Consider the following 21,736-nt stretch of genomic DNA (forward strand, 5'->3'; position numbering starts at 1 on the left):
GAGGGGGATTGTATGAATACGACAGAGAAGCTGGCTGGATACGAGAATATCCAGTTGGTCTCACCCTTTGAAATCCAAAGCCTACAAGATGTCAGAATCGTAAGGAAAGTTAATGAGCACGCCAGATTGTTCGTCACCGGAATCATCCCGGAGGAGAAAAGCGACCGGTACATCGAGATGGCGACGAGCGAGGATACAGTCGCGCTGAATTTGGTGGAAAACGGCGCGCTGACGAAGACACTGTTCAAAGGACTCGTGGATTCCGTCAGTGTGAACTTCGTTCACGGCGTCTACCATTTGGAGCTGGAAGCGGTCTCGCACACCCAGCGAATGGATGGTCAGCGCAAGCTGCGTTCTTTTCAAAATAAAAAAATGAGCTATGCGAGCCTGCTCGACGAAATCACGAAGGACTATCCCGGTTCGGATTATTTAGACCATGCTTCGAACGGCGCGCCGCTTGGGACCATCGCGATTCAGTATCAGGAGACAGATTGGCAGTTTTTAAAGCGACTGGCCTCTCGCTTCGGTTCTATTCTCGTCGCAGAGGCTGTCGCGGATAAGCCAAAGTTCTGGTTCGGCTTGCCCGAGGGACGCACCGCCCAATTGACAGACGCCAGCTACACCATCAGCAAAAGGCTGGCGCCCTATATGGAAACGACAGAAAACGGCTACGCAGCAGGTATGTCGGAAAATGATTTTCTCACCTATGAAGTAGAAAGCGGACAGGTGCTTCAGCTCGGAGACCGCGTGAACTACCAAGGCAAAGAGCTGGTCGTCGCCGGGTCAACAACGAGGATCGACCATGCCCTTCTCATTCACACCTATCAGCTCATGCCCGAGGCAGGCATCCGGCAAAACCCTATCCGCAACGACGACATCTGCGGCGCTGCCCTGGAAGGCAAGATCATCGACATCCAGAAGGACACCGTCAAAATCCACCTCGACATCGATCAAAAGCAGCCAAAGGCAGAGGCGAGCTGGTTCCCGTATGCCACGGTCTACTCGGCAGAGGGCAACAGCGGCTTTCACTGCATGCCGCAAATGGGCGACTCCGTGAAGCTGTACTTTTCCACACCAGATGAAGAAGGCGCCATGGCAGTCAGCTCCGTGCGAAAAGGTGGAGGAAGCACGGCGAAAACGGGCAATCCCGGCATCAAGTACTGGGGAACCAACTTCGGCAAAGAGCTGATGATGGGCGGCAAGGAGCTCGTACTTACTGCGAAGGAGAGCAAGGAAGGCAATATTTTTATCAAGCTGCATGAAGAGGACGGCATCGAGATTCACAGTATGCATCCCATTGTTTTTTCTTCGGAGAAGGATATGGAGATTAGGTCAGATACGAAGGTCGAGATCAAGGCCAAGGAAGCGATCTACCTCATGTGCAGCACAAGCAGCATGATTTTGGACGGGGAAGTGGATCTTCAAGCGCCGAAGATTGAGATGGTCGGGCTGACGAAGGCGCCTGTGGTTGTGGAGGATTTGCCGCAGGAGGAAGAGGAAGAAGTCGTCGAAGAGGAGCAGGAGGAAGAGGATTCTGGATGGGGTTTTCTCGATAGTCTACAGCTTGGACTCGATATCGTCGGAATGATCCCTGTCATCGGAGAAGTCGCAGACGTTGTCAATGCGGGGATATCTGTCGCACGTGGCGATTATGCTGGTGCCGCTATGTCCCTTGCAGCCGCGATTCCGGGTGCGGGTACGGCAGTGACTGCGGCAAAGCTGACTACGAAAGCCGTGAAGGCAACAAAAGCGATGACCAAGGCAACGAAGGCGGTCAAAGCAGCGGATAAAGCACTGGGTGTATCGAAAGCGGTCAAGGCGACGGCCAATGCAGCAAGCGCAGTGAAAGGCAAGGTCGTCACTGCTGCGCGGAACATTCAGGAGAGTATGGACAAGCTTGCCGCTGTGCAGAAGCTGAAGAAGAGCATGGTCGGCAAGTTCATGCAGAAACCTGTTGTGAAAGAAGTGATCAAGGAAGCCGGCTCAGAGGCATTGGATTATGCGACGGATGGTGTTTTCTCAACCGTAGCGGGAATTGCCGGGGGTCGGAAAAGAATCAAAGGGAAGCACAAGAAACCAGGCAAGGTAAGAAAGATGAACGTCAAAAAAGTAAAACCGAAAAGCTGCATCAAAGACCCGGTCCATGGTGGTACCGGAGCGCAGTTTATCGTTCATCCTGCCCTCAAGCTGTATGGAGCCGAGACGTGGACGTTTGAGCTGCATTACAACTCCTTGCTTTTGCAAGAGGGAGCACTGGGCAAAGCATGGACGCATAATTACGAAATGCGCCTACAATTCCTGGATGAGACACGCGAAGAAATTACGGTTTGGTGGAATGCTGGCCGAGCCAATACCTTTACTCGCGTTCAGGACGGATTATACCGGTCCAGCGATGCGGATGTCTTTTTTGACGAACTGAGGGAAAGACAAGACGGCTATACGCTGTGGGTCAAGGAAACGAGAGAGACGTACGATTTTGCCAGAAATGGACAAGCACTTCGTCATACGGTGGCTGCCGGAATGTCGCTGCTCTTTAGCTATGATCAGCATGGCAGGCTGAATCGCTTGACAGAAGAGCGGAGTCGTCAAGCGTTTTCACTGGAGTATGGGGCGGATGGTTTGGTGTCAGCATTGTCTGATGGGACTCGTTCCCTTCGCTTTTCGTATGATGCCGAACGCAGGATGACTCGCTACACCAATCCTAATGGTGTTGTCACTGACTTGTCCTATACAGGAAATGACCAACTGGAATCTCTGGCATCCGATGGCGTCATCGTCTACACGAATACGTTTGACGAAGAAGGGCGCATCATCTGCCAGACAGACGCGGCAGGCATCCCTAGTTATATTCACTACGATACCGAGAGCCGCCCTGGCATGATGGTCACGACCTTCACAGACGGCAATGGGCATGTCGAGATCATGATCCATGACGACAATGGCCAGTTGCTGGAGAAGACTGAGAAGGATGGAACGCTCACCAAATACACTTATAATGAGTGGGGACAAACCACTTCTGAAACAAACGGAGCGGGCGAAACAACCACTTACACGTATGACAGTCGCGGGAATCTGGTAAAAGAGACAGATCCTCTTGGCAATACAACGACGTATACGTACAACGAAAAAGACCTCATGACAGCAGAAGAAGACGCGGAAGGCGGAGTCACGACTTTCGCCTATGATGAACACGAGCGGCTGGTCAGCATGACACGACCAGACGGCTGCACCTCTTCCATCGGGTATAACGAGCACGGGCAAAGAAGCACTTATATTGATTTTACAGGCGCAAAAACCACTTATCACTACGATGGACAGGGAATGCTTGTTTCCGCTCAAGACCCAGAAGGCCGCATCTTCCGTGTCGGCTTCGACCCTACAGGCAGGATGACAACCTTTACGGATGCTTTTGGGGGTTCGCTACGTCAGGTATTCGATGCCAATGATAATCTTGTCGGTGTCACAGATCCTCTCGGAAGGATGCATTCCTTTACCTATGATACACAGGATTGTAGAGTAGAGGAGACTACGGCTAGCGGAGCATCGACGAAGATCGGGTACACGATTATAGAAAAAGTAGAATCCATAACGAATGCATATGGTGAAACCACTCGTTATGAGTATGACAAGGAATGGCAGATCGTTGGTGTGGTAGACCCAACCGGAGCGAAAACCAGCCTCGATCGCGATGCCATGGGCAGAGTGACGGCTGTCACCGATCCATTGGGTAACACCCAGCGCTATGAATACGATGGGGCGGGTCGCTTACTCGCCGTCTATGATGCAACCGGACAGAAAGTGAGCGGGCTCACCTATGATGGCGCAGGCAATATTCTTGCCCACATTGACGGACTCGGACGAACAACCCAATACCAATTCAACAAGCTCCATCAAGTCATAGCCACGACGAATGCGGCTGGACAGAAAACCAAGTTCTCCTACGATGCAGCCGCACGACTGACAGAGGTATTGGAAAATGAAGCAGCCGTCTACAGGCAGCAATACGACGGAGAAGGACGCCTAACGAGCTATACGGATGCCAATGGCAATGCCACCACCCTCTCCTACGATGCCAGTGGTTTGCTTTTAGCTGAACGCAATGCTACCGGAGAAGGAACGACCTATCGCTATGACAAGCGCGGATGGCTGACCGACAAGACCAATGCGCGCGGTCTGGAAACGCACTACCGCTACGATGCAGCCGGACAGCTTATTGAGCAGCAGGACGAAGCGGGGACTGTTCGCAGGACTTTCGACGCCGAGGGTCGCGTGGTAAGTGTCAAAGAAGATGGAAAAGACACCAAGCGCCGTACCTACGATCTTTTGGGACGAATCGTCTCCAGCACAGATCAGTATGGGAATACGCTACAGTACACCTATGATGCGGGGGGCAGACTGGCAACGCTCATCTATCCAGATGGCAAAACGGTTGGCTATATCTACGATCTCGCAGGTCAATTGACCACGGTCACAGACTGGGCAGGTCGTGTTACAAGGTACACGTACGATGAAAATTACCGCCTCATCCGTACAGAGCGACCGAACGGTACGGTAGAGCAGCGTCACTATGATGTAGCCGGGCAGCTTCTGCGTCTTTGGGATCAAAATGCGCAGGGCGTCATGCTCCAGCAATATCGGTTTTTGTACAACGAGCTCGGGCAGCTCATCCAAGAGGAAGAAAAGCAGTACACCTATGATGCCCTGCGGCGCCTGACGAGCGGATCCATGGCAGGACGAAAGATTCTCTATACTTATGACCAGGGCGGGAATATTACCGCAATTGGGGATTCAGGTTCGAGTCTTGCTACGGCGATGACGTACGCAAAGGACAACCGACTGGACACCGTAGATGGTCAACACGTTCAGTATGACGAGGACGGCAATCTGCTGCTACTACCGGGCAAGCAACAGTCAGAAACGTATGCGTATGATGCCCGCAATCGTCTCGTCCGTGCCGGACAAGCTCGCTACACCTATGATGCCGAATATGTGCGCACCTCGATGACATGGAATGGTAAGACGACGCGGTATGTGGTTGACCAGAACGCCGATTTGACCCAGGTTCTTATGGAACTGGAGGAAAGTGGAGCAGCCAAAGCGTATTATGTATATGGACTGGGGCTCATTGGTCGTGAGGATGCACAAGGCGATTATTTGTCCTATCACGCGGATACGCGCGGAAGCACGACCCTGTTGACCGACGAGCATGGTCGAGTCACAGACCGTTATACCTACGGATTGTACGGGGAACTGGAAGAGCACGAGGGTAGGACGAAACAGCCGTTTTGCTACAACGGCCGCGATGGAGTCATGACCGATCCGAATGGGTTGTATTACATGCGGGCGCGGTATTACCATCCGGGGTTGAAGCGGTTCCTGAATCGAGATGTGCTCCAAGGGGATATGACGGACGGGCAGACGTTTAACCGTTTTGCTTATGTGAATGGGGATCCGATTGGGTTCATTGATCCGTTGGGGTTGATGAAGTGTAAGGATGAAACGGCTAAAAAGAAAGTAACACCAGCAACAAAGAAAGTAGATGAGCTAGGGGAATATTACGAGACAACAATACGTTTTGAAACGAACGTAAAATGGGGTGACGAGTATCGTGATATGAACCGAAGAGATTTTAACCGGAAAGTTAAATATTTGCAAAAATTGAGCGATGCGAATTTATTAAGGAAAGTAAAGCCGGTAAGAGATCAAGAGTTAACAAAGAAATACAAAGCCGCTGTAATTAAGAAAATAATTAAACATTATTATCATAGGGATAAAGAATTAGCTAAAAAGCTAATAGACAAAGTTAGAGATGATTTGGATCCGGATCATATGTGGGATTTAGGACTAGATGGACCAGATGTTAAACGGAATTTAAAACTTATGGATCAATTTACAAACAGAAGATTAGGTGGAGTATTAGGAGTACAATTAAAAGATGTTCCGTATGGTTCTAGAATAAAAATAAAAATAGAAAGGTGAGGAATATGATCGAATTATTAATCAAAAAAATAGATAAAATTAGTGAAATATTAAGTGACGACCCATTTAGTTTGACATTTGCGGACATTACAAAAAGTACTAATGAAGAACAATTCACAAATTCCGAGAATAGTAATTTAAAAGATTATTATTTAATTACAAATCGATATGAAAGATTAATTGGAGGAGTTATTAATATTTTGGGTCAACAGAAAGTTGCCGAAATTCAATTTTATGTAGAGGAAATGCAAAGGTTTGATGGTGACTGGATTTGTATAGGAAAAATTGAAAGGTATCCCCTGTTTATTAATAAGGAAAATGGTCAAGTAACGTGTTTATTTGGAGATCCATTAGATCAAAATTATGTTTTGGAGTCGTATGGAGACTTCAATAACTTCTTACTTAACTATTTTCTAGGGGAACAATATGGAGAAATTGGATTGAAGCTTGTTGAATCTGGAGGAAGTATAAATACCGTTGGTTCAAAAGAGGATGAATGGTATAAAATGTTAGAAGAGAATGGTTTGTTAACGCAGTAAGAGCCTTTCAATACAACTCAAAAATTATTTTCATTTGATGAACTTACAAAGGCTTATCCATCTTAAAGATGAGGATGGATAAGCCTTTTTTATGACGAAGCAGGGAGACCGTCAAGTTCTACTTTTCCCTCTATATGAAGCTTTAGCCTTGGTGGTCAGATGCGTGCGCGGTATTACCATCCAGGGTTGAAGCGGTTCCTGAATCGAGATGTGCTCCAAGGGGATATGACGGACGGGCAGACGTTCAACCGGTTTGCTTATGTGAATGGTGATCCGATTGGGTTCATTGATCCGTTGGGGTTGATGAAGTGTAAGGATGAGAAGGGGAAATCTCAAACTAGAACGGAAATAATGGAGATTGTTCGAGAGACTTTGAGTCCTGAAGTGAAGAAGATAAAAAAATTAGATCCAAATGCAAAAGTGGGATATAGAGGTTCCCTAGCTACTCGTAGGAAGGGTAGACACAAGGGATATGCGCCTTTTGATCCAACAGATTTCGATATCGATATCGATGCATTTATTGTTAGCGATAAATTAGCTTCAAGATTTAATCCTGATGTCACTTGGAGAGCAGGAACCGAGATAAGAGAAATTAGGCAGATACAGAAGGAAGTAGATAAAACTCTTAGAGGATCTTTAAAGGGGTTAAGAAAGTTCGATAAGAAAGGAAGACCGGATAAATTTACTTTCCGAATATTCACTGAGGAAGAGTTCGCCAACCAATATAGAAAAGGGAGTAAAATAATTGACTAGGAGAATTAGCATATATGAGAAAAAAGTACCCCTATTTTACTTGTTCATTACCAATAGCATCTGAAGAAGATATTTATGGTGTTGCAAATATTATTTCGGAAAAGTTAGTTGGTGGTATTACATTTGGTGGATTAGAAGATTATATTTACGAAGAGGTTCCAACAGTATACATTAATAAGAGTATTTTGGGACTGGAATTTGTTATACAAGGTTATGGAGGTGAAAAAGGATATATAGTAGAAGTTCATTCTCACCCTGGTAATGATGAACCAGATAATGTAAATGAAGTTGAAATTGATATAACATGTTACGTTGCTTCTCTTCTTGAAGGAACGGAAAAAATAAAGATAAAATATGAACAAATTGCTGAACAGGATTATATTATTATCACAGAATAGTTTCCAATACTGGATGAATTGGTAAAAAGTTGTTCATAAAAAGGGGCTTATTCCAACTTGAATGATGAGGAGGAATGAGCCTTTTTAATTTGTTGGTGAACAAAAGAAGATGATAAGTTAACCGATTTTTTAGATTAGTTAGAGCTATGAAATCGGGTATCCTAATATTAACAACATATTTAAAGACCATAAGGAATTGCTCCGAGAATTGATTTTAATTCTTAACTTCCTACTTAATAAGTGCGTAAGATGTAATATTTGGAGCATCTGCTCAAGAGCTAGGTTTCGAAAAATACATACACTCGCTAGTAGCTTTAGGAGATAAGTAAATTGAGCGATGTCATAAGCCCTAAAGACTTAGAAAGTACATTATAATATGTTAGGAAAAGGAAAAACTCGGATAAAAAGTATCACTTGAATAATTGAACGAATGTATCATAAAAGTAAAATATAGGAGGATTATAATGACAAAGAAATTAAGTAGAGAAGAGATTATTGATACGATTGATAAAATACTATTAGCGGAGGGGACAGACGAGGAGGAAGATCTCTGGCTAGAGCAACTTAGCATCAGTGTGCCTTACTATCAAGAGATTTATAGAATTATTGCTACTAGTACCGAAGATTTAACTGCAGAAGAAATTCTTGATAAAGCTAAGACGAATCATAAGCCTATTATTTTATAGTACACTTCACCATAATGGGGTGGCAGGGTCATAACAAAGGCGCTGTCCCAAAAGTGAACTGTAAAACGTCAAAAATTCGAATAAGCGGCTTTGGTCCTCAACTTTAATGGGACTAGAGCCGCTTAATTTTGCTTGGATTGGTTGGTTATAGTACAAACGGATGAAGTCAAACATACTTGAGCTCCTTAAAGGTACTGAATGTATAAAAAAATACCTCAATTATTGTAGCATTCATTAGAAGACTTTCACCGAACCACTATCAATACAACTATTAACTCGGGGCATGCTTTAGGTTACTTTTTCCACTAACAACTTTTTGAATACTAACAGAGTTTATATTGAAAGCCTCGAACACTCGCTGTAAAGCATAGGCTTGCTACTACGGCTCATGGTCGAGTCACAGACCGTTATACCTACGGATTGTACGGGGAACTGGAAGCACACGAAGGCCGGACGAAACAGCCGTTTTGCTACAACGGCCGCGATGGAGTCATGACCGATCCGAATGGGTTGTACTACATGCGGGCGCGGTATTACCATCCGGGATTGAAGCGGTTCCTGAATCGAGATGTGCTCCAAGGGGATATGACGGACGGGCAGACGTTTAACCGTTTTGCTTATGTGAATGGGGATCCGATTGGGTTCATTGATCCGTTGGGGTTGATGAAGTGTAAGGACATTAGTTCAGACCTAGGAATATCAAAAGTAAATGATAAAACGCGTGGTCATGTTATTTTGGGTGAACTTGATCACTTAAATCGACCGACAGGTATAGTTGCTACAATAACGAAGGACATGATAGGAACTGGTTCTGAAGCACTGTCCTCAATTAAGCCTCCTGGTTCTGCTGGTGGAAAAGGGACAAAACATGCACGTGGTCATCTCTTAGCAAAAATTCTGGGTGGCTCAGGGAAAGACAAACGAAATTTAGTTACCCTGTTCCAAAATCCTACAAATTCTCCGCTGATGAGAGATTTGGAGTTGAAAATTAGAGATGCTGTGAAGGATGGTGAAATTATTAGGTACAGAGTTATACCTATCTATGATGGTGCAAACCCTATACCAAAAGCTGTAACGATGCAAGCAAGAGGAACAAATGGATTCCAATTAGATATCTCTATTTTAAATAAACCAAAGAAATAATAAGGAGAGTGTCGGAATCGTGGCTATTCAAAAATTAAAAGAAATTTTACCCCCACCTATTAAAGCCATTCATACTGGAAATGAAGAAGCCTTTAATGAATTTCAGGACAAATTAGGTGTGATGCTTCCAAATGATTACAAACAATTCGTATTAACGTACGGTGTGGGCTCAATTGACGACTTCATTTGGGTTCACAACCCATTTGTTGAGAATACAGCTTTAAACTTTAATGAACAAATGAGCGACATGCTTGAGGCGTATAATGAATCACGAAAAAATCACCCAGACCATTTTAAATTTCCAACATTCCCTGAAAAAGGAGGGATTTTGCCGTGGGGAGGGACTGACAATGGGGACGAATTGTATTGGTTGACTCAAGGAGATCCTGAAAATTGGAAAGTGTTAATATATGGTACTAGATCTTCAGATTTTGTACAATACGCTTTGACGATGACTGATTTCTTGCAAAAAGTATTGAACAAAGAAATAATATGCGAGTTTTTCCCTGAAGATATTCCAAGTGAAGCACCAAAGTTTACACCTTATGAATAGGTATTAGTAGAAGAAAATAGAGCCTTGTTGAGGGTCAAACCTCACAAGGCTTGTTATTTTAAAATCCTGTACCAGTTCCGATATTAATTCTTAATTTCAGAAGCTTCTGTTAAGAGTTAGACTTCGATGTATACATTCACTCGCCAGTACCTTTAGGAGGAAAGTAAATTGAGCGATGGGATAATTCCTAAACACTTAGAAAGTACACTTAATATGTTAAAAAGGGCTTATCCAAATGGTATTAGTGACAAAGAATGTTTTCCATTGATGTCATTATTGTACGAACATATGTCTGACAGAAACTTAGCTGAGGTTATTTCTTTTATAACTGGGAAAGAAGTTGCAATCGCTCTTAATGATATTCACAAATCAGTATCAACAAAGCAACTTAGTGAGCAGGAAATAAACATGGTAAGAGAAAAACTGCTGGAACACGGATTTGAAAAATGGATAGATGAGTAATGTCTTTAACGTTGATTGGCTGTTGCCTTTCAAGGTTTCATTATTTGGATGGCTGTTGAAGAAATAACCATCCAACCAATAAAGAATTATTTGTCCTATCACACGGATACGCGCGGCGGATATTTTTAATGATAATATTACGAGTTTTGAAAGGATAGAAAAATGAATCAAGAACTAAGAATACTAATAAAAAAACTTATTGGTGGCGAAATAACAGATCTAGAATTTTTGGATTTGGTCAAGGGAAATATAGAAATAACTAGCTACTTTGACAAACTGTTAGAAGTTATTTGTATAGAAAAAAATAAAGATGACCTAGGATTACTATTTTATATAGGATTTACATTCGATTTGTTTGATGAAAGACATTTGGTAATGTTAAACCAGTTAATTACTGAGGCTTGGCATAAGGCACATGAGGATATTGCTGGCTTGCTTCAATATTTTCAATCAAATTCATCAGTAGAAAGTCTTTATAAAGCAGCAATAACTAAATTTGAGTATCTTCATTACACAAATGCCCTTGCCGTAAAATGTATCTGGGCTCTAGGTGATATAAATACGCCAGAGTCTAAAGAGAAATTAGAACTCTTAAGTAAATCAAAGGAAAAAGAAATTAAAAAGAATGCGTTGCACCAATTAAAAAGAATCTCTATAAAAGAAGGGATTATAAAATAATTCACCAAAAAGAAAATTTTAGGAAGGAAGGAGACTTTAAAAGTAGATATAACCGCAAATAATACCAGTTTTCAAGATGAGAAAAAACAGCAGTGAAGGAGATTGTGTCATGATCATAAACGATCCGGTTTTTGGTGAACTTTCATACTTTCTTGTTTGGTCAAAGCACATGACCATTCATTTTTGCGGGAAAGAAACCGAGATAGCACTCACGGTAGAGGGTGAGGAAGACGGTAAATTTGATGAAGAACAATACAATGGCTTATCAATCACTCATGCAAAATTGGGAGCACATACAACAGCTTGTTTTGCAAGCGATCCTCGACTACTACAAGCAAAAGCGGCATGATCTCGGGTATGATATTGGATACCATGATGATTATCCCCTAATTGAAACACAAGACCAACTACTTAAAAGGATCGTTTTACTTGAAATTGTTGTTCCCTATGGTGATATTTTTGAAGGCCGTGATATCGGATTACTCTTCGATTGCACCTGGGACGAAGAAAATGGTCTAGGACTTCGGCTTTTAAATGAAGAAGTAACGGAAGTCGGCTACCAGGATGTTGCCATTTAACCTTTTATATGAATAGTGGAAAATATTGTTGTTTTGAATATGAAAACGGACTCATTATAGAACGAGAATGTTATGCTCTAAATGAGGAGGAATATCTTTGGAGTTCGAAGGGATCATTAGAAAATTTCGTCGTAACTTCGAAAGAGACGGAATGGCCCCAGAAGACATCGACAAAGCCTTCCAACAAGCAAATACCGCTCACCTGCATTCCTTACTAGAATGGGTAGATTTGAAAACATATACTGTACCGGATTCGGTTGTTGCCTTTTATGAGGCGTATAATCCTCACTATCTGCCTACTTTAAGCGGTGGAATAAGGCTATTGAATATAGAATCCATAAAGATAGAGAACTCATCTGCTGTACCAAGTATGTACCTGCTAAAATTCGGGCTGCTCACAATCGCTACAACAATAGGTGGCGATGCTATTTGTCTCGATTTGAATAGCACAAATGATAGCCAACTACGTGTAGTAATCGCAGATCAAGCGTTTTGCTCCTATAACCATGATCTGAAAGTCGTAGAATGTGTCCTTGTTCCAGATGATATCGCTGAACCCTACGCGGATGACGAGCCTATTCTTTTGTCTTATTCACTCATCAAGCAATGTCTGCCAGAGATAGCACCATCTTTTCGAGCATTTTTAGAAAGACTGTCCCATGAAGCTTATGAGACTATCGAAGAAGGCTTTTTAGCATAACCTAAATAGGAACCTTGTTACACCAAGAACGGTTATATCAAATAGTTTTCTCTGAGTGAAAATCCAGATCGACCCAGGCCTCTCCTAGGCTTTTTGTGTTTTTCCCAAATCCCACACTTTCCCCTTACTTTTCACGAGGTTATCCCGAACATTCCCTATGCTCGTACGTTACGATTGGTTTGTAAGAAACAATAGTAGACAGGGAGTGTTCACGCATGAAAAAAATGCTTTCCGTATCTGTAATTGCAGCGAGCTTGTTGGCAACGAGTGCCGTAGGAGCTTTTGCCGCTGAGAAAGAAGGGAAAGAAGCAGGGTGGAAGAGCCTGCCTGAAGTTCAAGCACTAAAAGCACTGCAAGTGGAGCAAAAAGCTCTCCAAGATAAACTGAAAGCTCAAACCCAGACTAACAAACAAGCATGGGACATTCTTTGGGGCGATGTGACGCCAGAAGTACGTGAAACTGTGAAAAGCGCGCTGGCAGAGACAAAGCCGCTGCGAGAAGAGAACAAGGCGCTGTCTGCTGAATTGAAAGAAGCGAAGAAAGCAAAGGATAAAGAAAAGGTAGCGAGCATCAAGGCTGAAATCGCCGCGAACCATACAGCTATCGAAGAAAAACTCGCTCATGTCCAAACTGAATTGGCGCAGGTAAAAGAGAAAAAAGCTTCTTTTAAAGAGATGAACCAAGAATTGAAGCCAATCCGCACAGAAAAGAAAGCAAACAAAGAGCAAGCAAAAGAACTGAAAACAAATGAGAAAAACGCAGTGAAAGAAGCAAAAGAAGTATTCAAGTCCGGTGACAAGGAGCAAGCAGCTGCATCCTTGCAAGAGGCTGCTGATCTGTTGAAAGAACTGATCGAGGTACAAACCGAGATTTTGGAGCAAAAGCAAGCGATTTCCGAGATTATTCAATAAGGAACGTCTCCGAGAATAGTGACAGCCCGAATCCTGTTATTGACTAGACAGATGTTCCCCCTCACATAAGAGACAGAAAGCCCGTTGCACGCCAGCGGGTTTTTTTCATTCCCCAATTCGTCAAACTCCTTTGGAACATCTATAGTAAAATGGAAAATAACGCCGTAGAGGCAGGAGGAGGTTTCGCATGGATATTCTAGAGAGAGCGGGCAAACTGATGCATACCGTGGATTACAAAATTCAAGGGCCTTTGACGATATAAGGGTTATCGATTTCTTCCCCAAGATTATCTAAATCTTGCGTAATATTGATGATAATTAAGTACCTCGATTTGCCTTTATGGTTACCCAGATCGACAACTTGATGAACCTCGATCATATCGTTTTCATATTCTCTCTGAGAGTAGCACGTTTCAACCAGCGATGATGGCAGATCTGTGTTGTCCCGATTAGCTATCTCCAATTGTACAAAAACTTGTTTTTTCTTTATGTCCATCCGGCTTTTCCCCTTTATTTGCGTTCTATTTCTTTCACTATCATCCTATAAATGGTAACAAAAGTGCAAATGGCATGACATGTGAGGGAATCAATGAGAAGAAAACAATCTCCTTATGAACTACGGATGAGAGCAGACATCAACCAAATATACGCAGGAGCCTATGATGACATAAATACGATTACCACTGTTCCTCTCGAAAAGGGAGTGAAAGTGTTGACGGTCTTATTGGAGTCCGCTTGCCATGGACAAAATATCGGGCCGATTGTCTTGGCAAGAGGTCTGCTCAAGAACATATCCAGCGAGTGGCTTTATCAACATTTGCCTGTCATTGTCCGGGAATGCATCGACCTCGATGATGAATGGGAGTATCGCAGATTGTTGGAAGTAGTACAGGAGATAGTCCCGTTGCTACTTAAAGAATACGTCCTGTTGGGATTGCATTCAAAAAACGAGGAAGTGAGAGAGGCAGCGGAGGATTACGGTGTTTAAGACTCTCCTGAAGAATGCGGATGAAAACCATTACTGCCAAATACAATCCGATTGTACAATGGAAGCGCGTCGATTTGATCGACAGCGAAACCAATCTGCGAAACGTTTACTGGGCCATGCAAGTACCTGCTGTAGATTGCCTTTCCATGGAGACTGCGTTTCATTTGAATGGAACAGTAAAGAGGCTTGTATTAGATACCGATAAGATAAAGGCACATCATTTCTTTAAGATTCAGGGGGTTTTGGAGCCGTATATCGTGGTGAGTCTGGATGCTGCGGAAAGAGCCATGACGATCTACTGGGATGAAAAGATTTTGGATGTATGGAACAGCATCCAGATACGGCGTCAACTCGCTGAAATGGAAGAACAGCAGGTGCAATTGACGCTTGCGGAGTGTTTGGATGGCGTGCGAAAAGGCTACCTGGAGTACGAAGGACGCAGATTCGAATTCGAGGAGAAGGTTCTCTTTGACGGGCAGCTCGGCATGAATCATATGGTACACCTGTTGCCGATGAGCGGCGTAGAACCGTCTGTGCAAGCGATGACAGCACAAGTCAAAAAGGCGCAGGCAGGCTTGCAGGTCGTACATAATGAGCTGATCGAGCTGGATGGATGCAGGGTTGCCTGCAGCGAATTCATCATTCCGGTCGAGGACAAAACCTACTATCAAATCTTGTTCGCGACATCGGTGAACGGGCGGGCACTACTCGGGAGCTTTCATTTTGAGTCTGAAGAAGTGCTTGTATGGCAGCCACTGTCTCATGCGTTGATTCGCACGCTGTGGGTAGAGAAAATTTGATCATGACAGAACAGGGAGGTTTCGAATTGGAACAGGAGCAACATCAACAGCAACTGCAAGTGAACGTGCCTGAAAATGAACAGGTCATGTCGGTCAAGGAATGGATGATTACTTTTTTAATTATGATGGTACCCGTGGTCAACCTCGTGATGTATTTTGTTTGGGCATTTGGCAGTGAAGGAAATCTAAACAGAAAGAACTGGGCAAAAGCAAACTTGCTGATTATGGGCGTTTGCATCGGGTTGTACTTATGCGTATTCTTTTTTATTCTGATTTTGGCATTCATTGGAGCATCGGTTGAACAATAGCGAGAACGGTGGATTGGCAAAAAATGTGGAGGGTATAGAATGGATCACCAAACGTATGTGGAAGGAAGCGTAGCGGAAAACGAAAAGGTCATGACGATGAAAGATTGGATAATCGTCTCGTTGTTCATGATGATTCCGATCGCGAATATTGTTTTGTTATTTGTTTGGGCTTTTGGTTCAGATGGGAATCTGAATCGTAAAAACTGGGCAAAAGCCGGTTTGTTGTTAATGGCCATTCTTATGGGTATATATTTCGTCTTTGGTACGATAACCGCAATTATCACGTTTATTTTAATCGCCATGGAAGGGCAATAAGGGACGATACTAAGACGTCTACAAGGCATATTCCAACTCGAATCACCGAGGAGGAATATGCCTTGTTTTTTTACGCGGAGCATTACACCAGCTTTGCTTTTTTGACGTGCTTTTTCATCAACAGATTGCCGAAATAGCAGCCGAGCAATCCGCCGACAAACGAAATCGAGCACATGGTGAGAATCATGCTGGGGGTTTCAAAGTAATAGAGCATCGCAGAAAGCTGCTCAGGTGTATAGCTTTTTTCCAAGGTCGCGAGATACGATTCGCGGAAGAAAATAAGCGGGACAACCCCGCAAAGCGAATAGCCGACATAAAAAACAGAATAGCTGATTGCATTGCGCACAGGATTCAGATAAGAGCCTTTTCCCCATAGGATCAGTTCGCAGATGAGTCCGATAACAGCTAAGGTAAGTAAGTAATTCGCGTAGCCAAAACCGACAAAATACAATCCAGTCAAGACAGCTGTAAAAAATAGAGTCCCGGGCTTGGCGATTTTATTAGACATGACCATATAAATCGGACCGTTGAGTAGCGCGGTAAAGCCGCAAACCAGCAAATGAGAAACAACGGTAATAATCGGGGCAATCGTCATCAATATGAGCATGACGACGTTAAAGATCGCGAGCGTAATAATATCCCGCATGGTCCATCTGCCGCTTTGGGCAGCTAATGATGTTTGGGCTTGCATGTAACATCCTCCCTCAGACATAAGTAGCCGATCTGCTTGACGAATTCTCTGTACTTGCGATCCCCCTTTTGCAGGAATGCTGGAAAAGTTTGCTAGCTGTACGCACGGTTGTCAGTATAAGAACACAATATTGATAATGAGAATCGTTGTCAAAATAAAAAAAGCCCATATTTCAATATTTTGGGATATTTTTCGAGCTTTTTCGCCTATTATCTCCGTGTTTTTCCGTTTTTCTTGAACAATCGCCAAAATATTACAAGTCGGATGATCTGCAAAATAATCATTCTGGTGAACGTAGGACGAGATAATCGGGGAAAATCACGGAAATGTACCAGAAAACGGAAAAGGAGGGACTTGTATCTATTTGGCAATGTTGCATGAGGATCATTATCATGTACGTTGTATCAAAGCGTTTAAGCAAGAGACGAAAGGGAGGAGTACATAGGAGCATGGATGCGATAACGAAAACGAAAACATGGCAGCTTACTCAGCCACAAGCAAAAGACAGCATTCGCCTGTTTTGCTTTCCATATGCAGGGGGAGGGGCCTCGATTTACAGGGGCTGGGCACAGGCTTTTCCCAGTGATGTCGGTGTTTACCCAGTTCAGCTGCCAGGAAGGGAAAATAGAATTGCCGAGCGAGCGTACTCAGATATGGGAACGCTGGTGGAAGAGCTGGCCCAAATGATTTATCCGTATTTGGATCGCCCGTTTTTATTTTTCGGTCACAGTATGGGAACGCGAATCGCCTTTGAGCTGGCACGTACCGTACGGAGCAAATGGGGTCGTCTTCCGCTTGGCCTCATCGTTTCAGGAGGACGAGCTCCACACTTCCCGGAGCCGAAGCCTATTTACCATTTGCCTGAAGATGAGTTTGTTGCAGCTCTGCGACGCTTTTCCGGGACACCAGAGGCGATCCTGCAAAGCAAGGAGCTCATGGAGTTGTTCATGCCGCTGTTGCGTGCGGATTTTACCCTCGACGAAACTTATGTGTATACCGAGGAGCCCCCGCTGATTTGCCCGATTGCTGCGTATTGCGGGACTGAGGATCAGGAAGCCACGCAGGAAGAAATGGAGGCTTGGGCTAGCCATACAAGTGCCGGATTTACGTTGGAAATGGTAAACGGCGGCCATTTTTTCCTGACGACAAACAAAGAGGTGCTCTTGCAATCTGTAACCAAAATGATTGGACAATACCGGAGTGTGGTAGCAGGAAAAGAGGAGCGCTAACGAGATGCAGCAGGTGCGAATAACCCACTTGTCTGAGAGGACAAAATCAGCTCTGGAGGAATCGTCCTCTTGGTTACTGGCTAAAGGGGAAGTACATATTTGGCTGACGTTTGTGCAAGCATGGGTACACAGTATGCAGGAGCTGGAAGGCGATCTGTCTGCCGAAGAACTCGATAAACGGGCACGATTTCATTTCCACGCTGACAGGGAGCGCTATGTTGTCGCACATGGACTACTGAGAAGAATGATTGGGCGGTACCAAGGGATTTTTCCTCGCGCGGTTCAATGGGAGTACAATTCGAACGGGAAACCGTTTTTATGTGGACCAAACAATGATTCCGAACCACTTTTTTTCAATCTGTCGCATTCGCATGAGCTTGTGGCGGTCGCTTTTTCTCGCGATCGCCTTCTCGGCGTTGACGTGGAGCATTTGCGACACATCCCGGAAATGAAACAGCTCATGAGCTACTTTCACCCTGTGGAGCGAGAGGGAATCTTGCGTTTACCCTCTGATGAGCGGCAACAAGCTTTTTTTGATTGCTGGACACGCAAGGAGGCTTTTGTCAAAGCGACAGGGGAGGGCCTTAGCCGTCCTCTCGATTCTTTTTTCATGGAAAAACTGGATGGCAGCTTCACGGTAAACGGAGATGGAATCAGGAGCGGGGAGTGGAAAATTCACGGGTTTACGCCTGGCAGAGGCTATGCCGGAGCAGTTGCATTCGGGATAGGAAGACCGTGAATCGGAGTAGTTGGAACGATAATCTTCTATTATACTGATAAACTTTATCGGGTTTAATGAGACTATATAAGTGTGTAAGAATATGGAAATCTTACAGTGAGAAACGAAGAAATCGTGAGAAAACGGAAGATAATCCAACCTATTTTTCCCAAATGTAGAAAAAACAGCTTACGGATGAAATTGACAATGAGAATCACTATCAATATCTTGTTGTTAGACAAACCAACATGATGCGTACACCGACAAGGCAGTACTCTGCATGATCCGGCTTCGGGCGCAAAGAGTGACCCGCAGTTACACAGGAGGAGGACGGAATGAAAGTAAGTACGGAGTGGTATGAGCAAGCTGCAATAGCTTATGAACAGCGTGGTTTTTGGGAGCCGTTGACACTTGGGCAGCAATTGCGCAAATGGGCGGAACAGTACCAAAACAAAGAAGCGCTGGTGGAGGACGAGGAGAGACTCACATATAGCGAGCTCGACAGCAAGGTGGATGCGCTTGCTTCCGGTTTTTATCACATGGGAATTCAAAAAGGCGACAATGTAGCCGTCCAGCTTCCAAATCGAATTTCTTTCGTACTGACTTGCTTTGCCCTGTTTCGCATCGGCGCTGTGCCGATTCTCGTATTGCCTGCCCACAGAGAGGCTGAATTGGACGGGATTTTTGCACTCGCGAGGCCAGTTGCCTACATCATTCCAACGACGTTTCTCGGTTTTGATTACACGAAGATGGCAGAAGATTTAGTCAAAAGGCATGTGTCTGTCAAATTCGTCATGACGGATGGGGACAGTCCGATCGGGCGGAACTTGGCTGAGATAAGTGGACCGCCAATCGAGCTGGAAGCCCCTTCGTACAAAGACACTGCGTTATTGCTGTTGTCTGGTGGTACGACAGGGATACCCAAGCTGATTCCTAGAACCCACGCAGATTACGTTTACAATGCAAAAGCAACCGCAGCTCGTTGCCAACTGACAGAGAAAAGCGTCTATCTTGCCGTTTTGCCGATTGCACATAATTTCCCTCTGTGCTGCCCAGGTATCTTAGGCACACTGTCCGTTGGTGGCAAGATCGTGCTATGTAAAACTACCAGTTGCGACGAAGCTTTTCCGCTGATTGAGAAAGAGCAGGTGACCATTACCGGCCTCGTGCCTTCGATCGTGCAAGTATGGCAGGAAGTGCTGGAATGGGATACAGAAAGCGATCTGTCGAGTCTGGAGGTTCTTCAGGTTGGAGGCTCCATGCTGGATGATAATCTCGCCAGCCGTATCACGCGAGAATGGAAATGCAAGCTCCAGCAAGTATTTGGAATGGCCGAGGGGCTCATCTGCTGCACATCACTGGATGATCCAGAGTCGATCATTACCAGCTGCCAGGGTCGTCCGATTTCCGAAGGGGATGAAGTGCGAATCGTGGATGAACATGGAAACGATGTCGCGCCAGGTGAATACGGAGAGTTGATTGTGCGGGGACCGTATACAATTCGCGGCTACTACAGAGCAGAGGAACAAAACCGCGAGAGCTTTACGCCTGATGGCTTCTATCGCTCTGGGGACAAGGCTAGAATCACGCCAGAAGGAAAAATTCAAATCGGTGGACGGATCAAAGAGCAAATCAACCGAGCGGGTGAAAAAATTATGCCAGCTGAAGTAGAGACGTACCTGCGCATGCACCCAGCAATTAAAGACGCGGCGCTGATCACACTTCCCGATCCAGTACTGGGCGAGAAAAGCTGCGCATTTTTGATCACCGACGATGAAATGATCAGCTTGGCGGACGTCCATGCCTTCTTCCAGGAAAAAGGAGTGGCACGCTACAAAATGCCGGACCAAATCGAACTCATCGATTACTGGCCGCTGACCAGCGTCGGAAAAGTCAATAAAGCGAAGCTAAAAGAACTGGCGTTAGCGCCAAAGTCAGAGACGAAGCCAGCGGAAATTGCCTATCTGGAAGAAACATTTGCTTTTGCGGGTGATGGGCATATGGCAGCGGCACTGATTGCAGAGCGCAGCGGGTATGAAAACTACCTGCTCTATGAAAATGGAGATGAGCTTTCGCTAGGAATGGGGATTCATGCGCTTCTCTATGTAGATGGGGAGCAGACGACGTTGACTTATCGCAACGAGACTCTCCGTTTCGACAACAATGAGCTTAGTGAGACGCTCGAAAAAGCAATGGCACAGGTGCCGATTCAAAATTGGCGCGCTTATGGAACGGTTAACTTTGGCATGGCGCGTTATTATCAAGGCTTGCCGCTCATGCCAGAAGAGGATGGCTTGCTCAAGCTGTTCATTCCTGAGGTCGAGCTGCGTTTCAACAAAGGAACGGTCCTATTGAGAGCCTTGCGTGAAGAGAAGCGGAGCGAATTCAGCCAACTGCTGAGCGAGCTGTCGATGAATACGCAAGACGAGCAACAGCTGACCCAAAGAGTGGACAAACCGAAGCTGTCCGTCCCGCAAGCCGATACATACGACGCGGAAGCCTACATGCAAAACGTGGCAGAAGGTGTACGCGAGATTCAGGAACGCAAATACCATAAGGTCATCTTGTCGCGGAAAATTCCGCTTGATCACGAGCTGGATCTGGTTGCGAGCTATATAGCTGGCAGACGAGTGAATACGCCGGCCCGCTCTTTCCTCGTTAGCTTGGATGGACTCGGTGCAGCCGGTTTTAGCCCGGAGACGGTAGTAGAGGTCGATAGCGATGGATGGGTGAGTACATTCCCACTCGCGGGAACACGAGCAAAAGGCAGCAGTGAAGACGAGGAGAACAGGCTCAAAGAAGAGCTGCTGAATGATCCGAAGGAAATTGCCGAGCACGCTGTTTCCGTCAAGCTGGCATTCGAAGAGCTGAAAATCGTTTGCGACTCAACAAGTATCGTCTTGAACGATTTTATGTCAGTAGCTAGCCGAGGAACGGTTCAGCATATCGCTTCTCGCTTGAAAGGGAAACTGAAACAAGAATGCAACTCATGGGATGCCTTCCGCGCATTGTTCCCAGCTGTTACCGCTTCGGGAATCCCTAAAAAAGAATCGATCGAAGCGATTGGCAGATTGGAGACCGTGTCACGAGGTCTATACAGTGGGTGCGTCATGACTTTTGACAGCGACGGTGCCATGGATGCGGCGCTTGTGCTGCGAACAATTTATCAAAAGGACAACCAAGCTTGGCTTCATGCCGGAGCTGGTGTCGTCGAAATGTCTTTGCCGTCCAGAGAACTAGAAGAAACGCGTGAAAAACTGAGCAGCTTCTCCAGACAGCTGATTGGAAAAGAATAGGGGCTTGCACGA

The 21,736-nt window shown here is 45.0% G+C and carries 20 protein-coding genes and 1 pseudogene; 19 read left to right on the forward strand and 2 right to left on the reverse strand.

The annotated features are described in order from the left end of the window. Positions 1-12 precede the first annotated feature (12 nt). The 12 genes and pseudogenes from HPY27_RS23255 to HPY27_RS23310 all read left to right on the forward strand — a co-directional run bounded on the left by HPY27_RS23255 (position 13) and on the right by HPY27_RS23310 (position 13,380). Positions 13-5,979, forward strand: coding sequence for an RHS repeat-associated core domain-containing protein (locus HPY27_RS23255; protein ID WP_254612969.1), 5,967 nt, complete (start codon positions 13-15; stop codon positions 5,977-5,979). Between the two features lie 5 nt (positions 5,980-5,984). Beyond that, a complete protein-coding gene (locus HPY27_RS23260) occupies positions 5,985-6,518 on the forward strand; it encodes a hypothetical protein (protein ID WP_174226078.1) in 534 nt (177 codons plus the stop codon). A 159-nt stretch (positions 6,519-6,677) separates the two neighbouring features. Next, complete coding sequence (locus tag HPY27_RS23265; RefSeq protein WP_174226079.1) at positions 6,678-7,271, forward strand: RHS repeat-associated core domain-containing protein; 594 nt, start codon at positions 6,678-6,680, stop codon at positions 7,269-7,271. 14 nt (positions 7,272-7,285) lie between these two features. After that, a complete protein-coding gene (locus HPY27_RS23270) occupies positions 7,286-7,669 on the forward strand; it encodes a hypothetical protein (RefSeq protein ID WP_174226080.1) in 384 nt (127 codons plus the stop codon). A gap of 464 nt (positions 7,670-8,133) precedes the next feature. Next, positions 8,134-8,355, forward strand: a complete 222-nt coding sequence (locus HPY27_RS23275; protein WP_174226081.1) for a hypothetical protein — start codon at positions 8,134-8,136, stop codon at positions 8,353-8,355. Positions 8,356-8,775: 420 nt separating this feature from the next. Next, positions 8,776-9,498, forward strand: a complete 723-nt coding sequence (locus HPY27_RS23280; RefSeq protein ID WP_254612970.1) for a DNA/RNA non-specific endonuclease — start codon at positions 8,776-8,778, stop codon at positions 9,496-9,498. A gap of 19 nt (positions 9,499-9,517) precedes the next feature. Continuing rightward, positions 9,518-10,051, forward strand: a complete 534-nt coding sequence (locus tag HPY27_RS23285) for an SMI1/KNR4 family protein (protein ID WP_174226082.1) — start codon at positions 9,518-9,520, stop codon at positions 10,049-10,051. Positions 10,052-10,219: 168 nt separating this feature from the next. Further along, positions 10,220-10,513: a DUF3349 domain-containing protein gene (locus tag HPY27_RS23290; protein WP_174226083.1), complete on the forward strand. Its 294-nt coding sequence runs from the start codon at positions 10,220-10,222 to the stop codon at positions 10,511-10,513. Between the two features lie 162 nt (positions 10,514-10,675). Continuing rightward, positions 10,676-11,191 (forward strand): HEAT repeat domain-containing protein, encoded by a 516-nt coding sequence (locus HPY27_RS23295; protein ID WP_174226084.1) that lies wholly within the window; start codon positions 10,676-10,678, stop codon positions 11,189-11,191. A 109-nt stretch (positions 11,192-11,300) separates the two neighbouring features. Beyond that, positions 11,301-11,769, forward strand: a pseudogene (locus HPY27_RS23300) (DUF6985 domain-containing protein). Between the two features lie 97 nt (positions 11,770-11,866). After that, a complete protein-coding gene (locus HPY27_RS23305; RefSeq protein WP_174226085.1) occupies positions 11,867-12,469 on the forward strand; it encodes an SMI1/KNR4 family protein in 603 nt (200 codons plus the stop codon). 215 nt (positions 12,470-12,684) lie between these two features. Next, a complete protein-coding gene (locus HPY27_RS23310; RefSeq protein ID WP_173623977.1) occupies positions 12,685-13,380 on the forward strand; it encodes a hypothetical protein in 696 nt (231 codons plus the stop codon). Between the two features lie 240 nt (positions 13,381-13,620). Here HPY27_RS23310 and HPY27_RS23315 read toward each other — a convergent pair whose 3' ends face one another. Continuing rightward, positions 13,621-13,875 (reverse strand): hypothetical protein, encoded by a 255-nt coding sequence (locus HPY27_RS23315; protein WP_174226086.1) that lies wholly within the window; start codon positions 13,873-13,875, stop codon positions 13,621-13,623. 93 nt (positions 13,876-13,968) lie between these two features. Here HPY27_RS23315 and HPY27_RS23320 point away from each other — a divergent pair, with 93 nt between their 5' ends. Genes HPY27_RS23320 through HPY27_RS23340 form a run of 4 tightly spaced genes read left to right on the forward strand, consistent with a single transcriptional unit; the run spans position 13,969 to position 15,790 of the window. Next, positions 13,969-14,367 (forward strand): hypothetical protein, encoded by a 399-nt coding sequence (locus HPY27_RS23320; RefSeq protein ID WP_017252062.1) that lies wholly within the window; start codon positions 13,969-13,971, stop codon positions 14,365-14,367. Between the two features lie 20 nt (positions 14,368-14,387). Further along, positions 14,388-15,167 (forward strand): hypothetical protein, encoded by a 780-nt coding sequence (locus HPY27_RS23330; protein ID WP_254612971.1) that lies wholly within the window; start codon positions 14,388-14,390, stop codon positions 15,165-15,167. 26 nt (positions 15,168-15,193) lie between these two features. After that, entirely contained in the window at positions 15,194-15,475 is a 282-nt protein-coding gene (locus HPY27_RS23335) for a hypothetical protein (RefSeq protein ID WP_026043364.1), read from the forward strand. Between the two features lie 39 nt (positions 15,476-15,514). Then, positions 15,515-15,790, forward strand: coding sequence for a hypothetical protein (locus tag HPY27_RS23340; RefSeq protein WP_017252059.1), 276 nt, complete (start codon positions 15,515-15,517; stop codon positions 15,788-15,790). An 82-nt stretch (positions 15,791-15,872) separates the two neighbouring features. Here the strand turns inward: HPY27_RS23340 and HPY27_RS23345 are convergent, their stop codons facing one another. Continuing rightward, the gene (locus tag HPY27_RS23345; RefSeq protein WP_174226087.1) at positions 15,873-16,481 is read right to left on the reverse strand and encodes an MptD family putative ECF transporter S component; all 609 of its coding nucleotides are present in this window, start codon (positions 16,479-16,481) and stop codon (positions 15,873-15,875) included. Between the two features lie 449 nt (positions 16,482-16,930). Here HPY27_RS23345 and HPY27_RS23350 point away from each other — a divergent pair, with 449 nt between their 5' ends. The 3 genes from HPY27_RS23350 (at position 16,931) to HPY27_RS23360 (ending at position 21,724) form a co-directional block, all read left to right on the forward strand. Beyond that, a complete protein-coding gene (locus HPY27_RS23350; RefSeq protein ID WP_174226088.1) occupies positions 16,931-17,710 on the forward strand; it encodes a thioesterase II family protein in 780 nt (259 codons plus the stop codon). A gap of 4 nt (positions 17,711-17,714) precedes the next feature. Beyond that, on the forward strand, positions 17,715-18,449 hold the full coding sequence (locus HPY27_RS23355; RefSeq protein ID WP_017252056.1) for a 4'-phosphopantetheinyl transferase family protein: 735 nt from the start codon (positions 17,715-17,717) through the stop codon (positions 18,447-18,449). Positions 18,450-18,763: 314 nt separating this feature from the next. Further along, positions 18,764-21,724 (forward strand): salicylate synthase, encoded by a 2,961-nt coding sequence (locus HPY27_RS23360; RefSeq protein ID WP_017252055.1) that lies wholly within the window; start codon positions 18,764-18,766, stop codon positions 21,722-21,724. Positions 21,725-21,736: the final 12 nt, after the last annotated feature.

The organism is Brevibacillus sp. HB1.1 (assembly GCF_013332445.1).
Taxonomy (GTDB): domain Bacteria; phylum Bacillota; class Bacilli; order Brevibacillales; family Brevibacillaceae; genus Brevibacillus; species Brevibacillus porteri.

Bases quoted from the DNA above. Each gene is read 5' to 3' on its own strand.
- HPY27_RS23255 (WP_254612969.1), top strand. From the start codon at position 13: ATGAATACGACAGAGAAGCTGGCTGGATACGAGAATATCCAGTTGGTC.
- HPY27_RS23260 (WP_174226078.1), top strand. From the start codon at position 5,985: ATGATCGAATTATTAATCAAAAAAATAGATAAAATTAGTGAAATATTA.
- HPY27_RS23265 (WP_174226079.1), top strand. From the start codon at position 6,678: ATGCGTGCGCGGTATTACCATCCAGGGTTGAAGCGGTTCCTGAATCGA.
- HPY27_RS23270 (WP_174226080.1), top strand. From the start codon at position 7,286: ATGAGAAAAAAGTACCCCTATTTTACTTGTTCATTACCAATAGCATCT.
- HPY27_RS23275 (WP_174226081.1), top strand. From the start codon at position 8,134: ATGACAAAGAAATTAAGTAGAGAAGAGATTATTGATACGATTGATAAA.
- HPY27_RS23295 (WP_174226084.1), top strand. From the start codon at position 10,676: ATGAATCAAGAACTAAGAATACTAATAAAAAAACTTATTGGTGGCGAA.
- HPY27_RS23310 (WP_173623977.1), top strand. From the start codon at position 12,685: ATGAAAAAAATGCTTTCCGTATCTGTAATTGCAGCGAGCTTGTTGGCA.
- HPY27_RS23315 (WP_174226086.1), bottom strand. From the start codon at position 13,875: ATGGACATAAAGAAAAAACAAGTTTTTGTACAATTGGAGATAGCTAAT.
- HPY27_RS23320 (WP_017252062.1), top strand. From the start codon at position 13,969: ATGAGAAGAAAACAATCTCCTTATGAACTACGGATGAGAGCAGACATC.
- HPY27_RS23330 (WP_254612971.1), top strand. From the start codon at position 14,388: ATGAAAACCATTACTGCCAAATACAATCCGATTGTACAATGGAAGCGC.
- HPY27_RS23340 (WP_017252059.1), top strand. From the start codon at position 15,515: ATGGATCACCAAACGTATGTGGAAGGAAGCGTAGCGGAAAACGAAAAG.
- HPY27_RS23345 (WP_174226087.1), bottom strand. From the start codon at position 16,481: ATGCAAGCCCAAACATCATTAGCTGCCCAAAGCGGCAGATGGACCATG.
- HPY27_RS23350 (WP_174226088.1), top strand. From the start codon at position 16,931: ATGGATGCGATAACGAAAACGAAAACATGGCAGCTTACTCAGCCACAA.
- HPY27_RS23355 (WP_017252056.1), top strand. From the start codon at position 17,715: ATGCAGCAGGTGCGAATAACCCACTTGTCTGAGAGGACAAAATCAGCT.
- HPY27_RS23360 (WP_017252055.1), top strand. From the start codon at position 18,764: ATGAAAGTAAGTACGGAGTGGTATGAGCAAGCTGCAATAGCTTATGAA.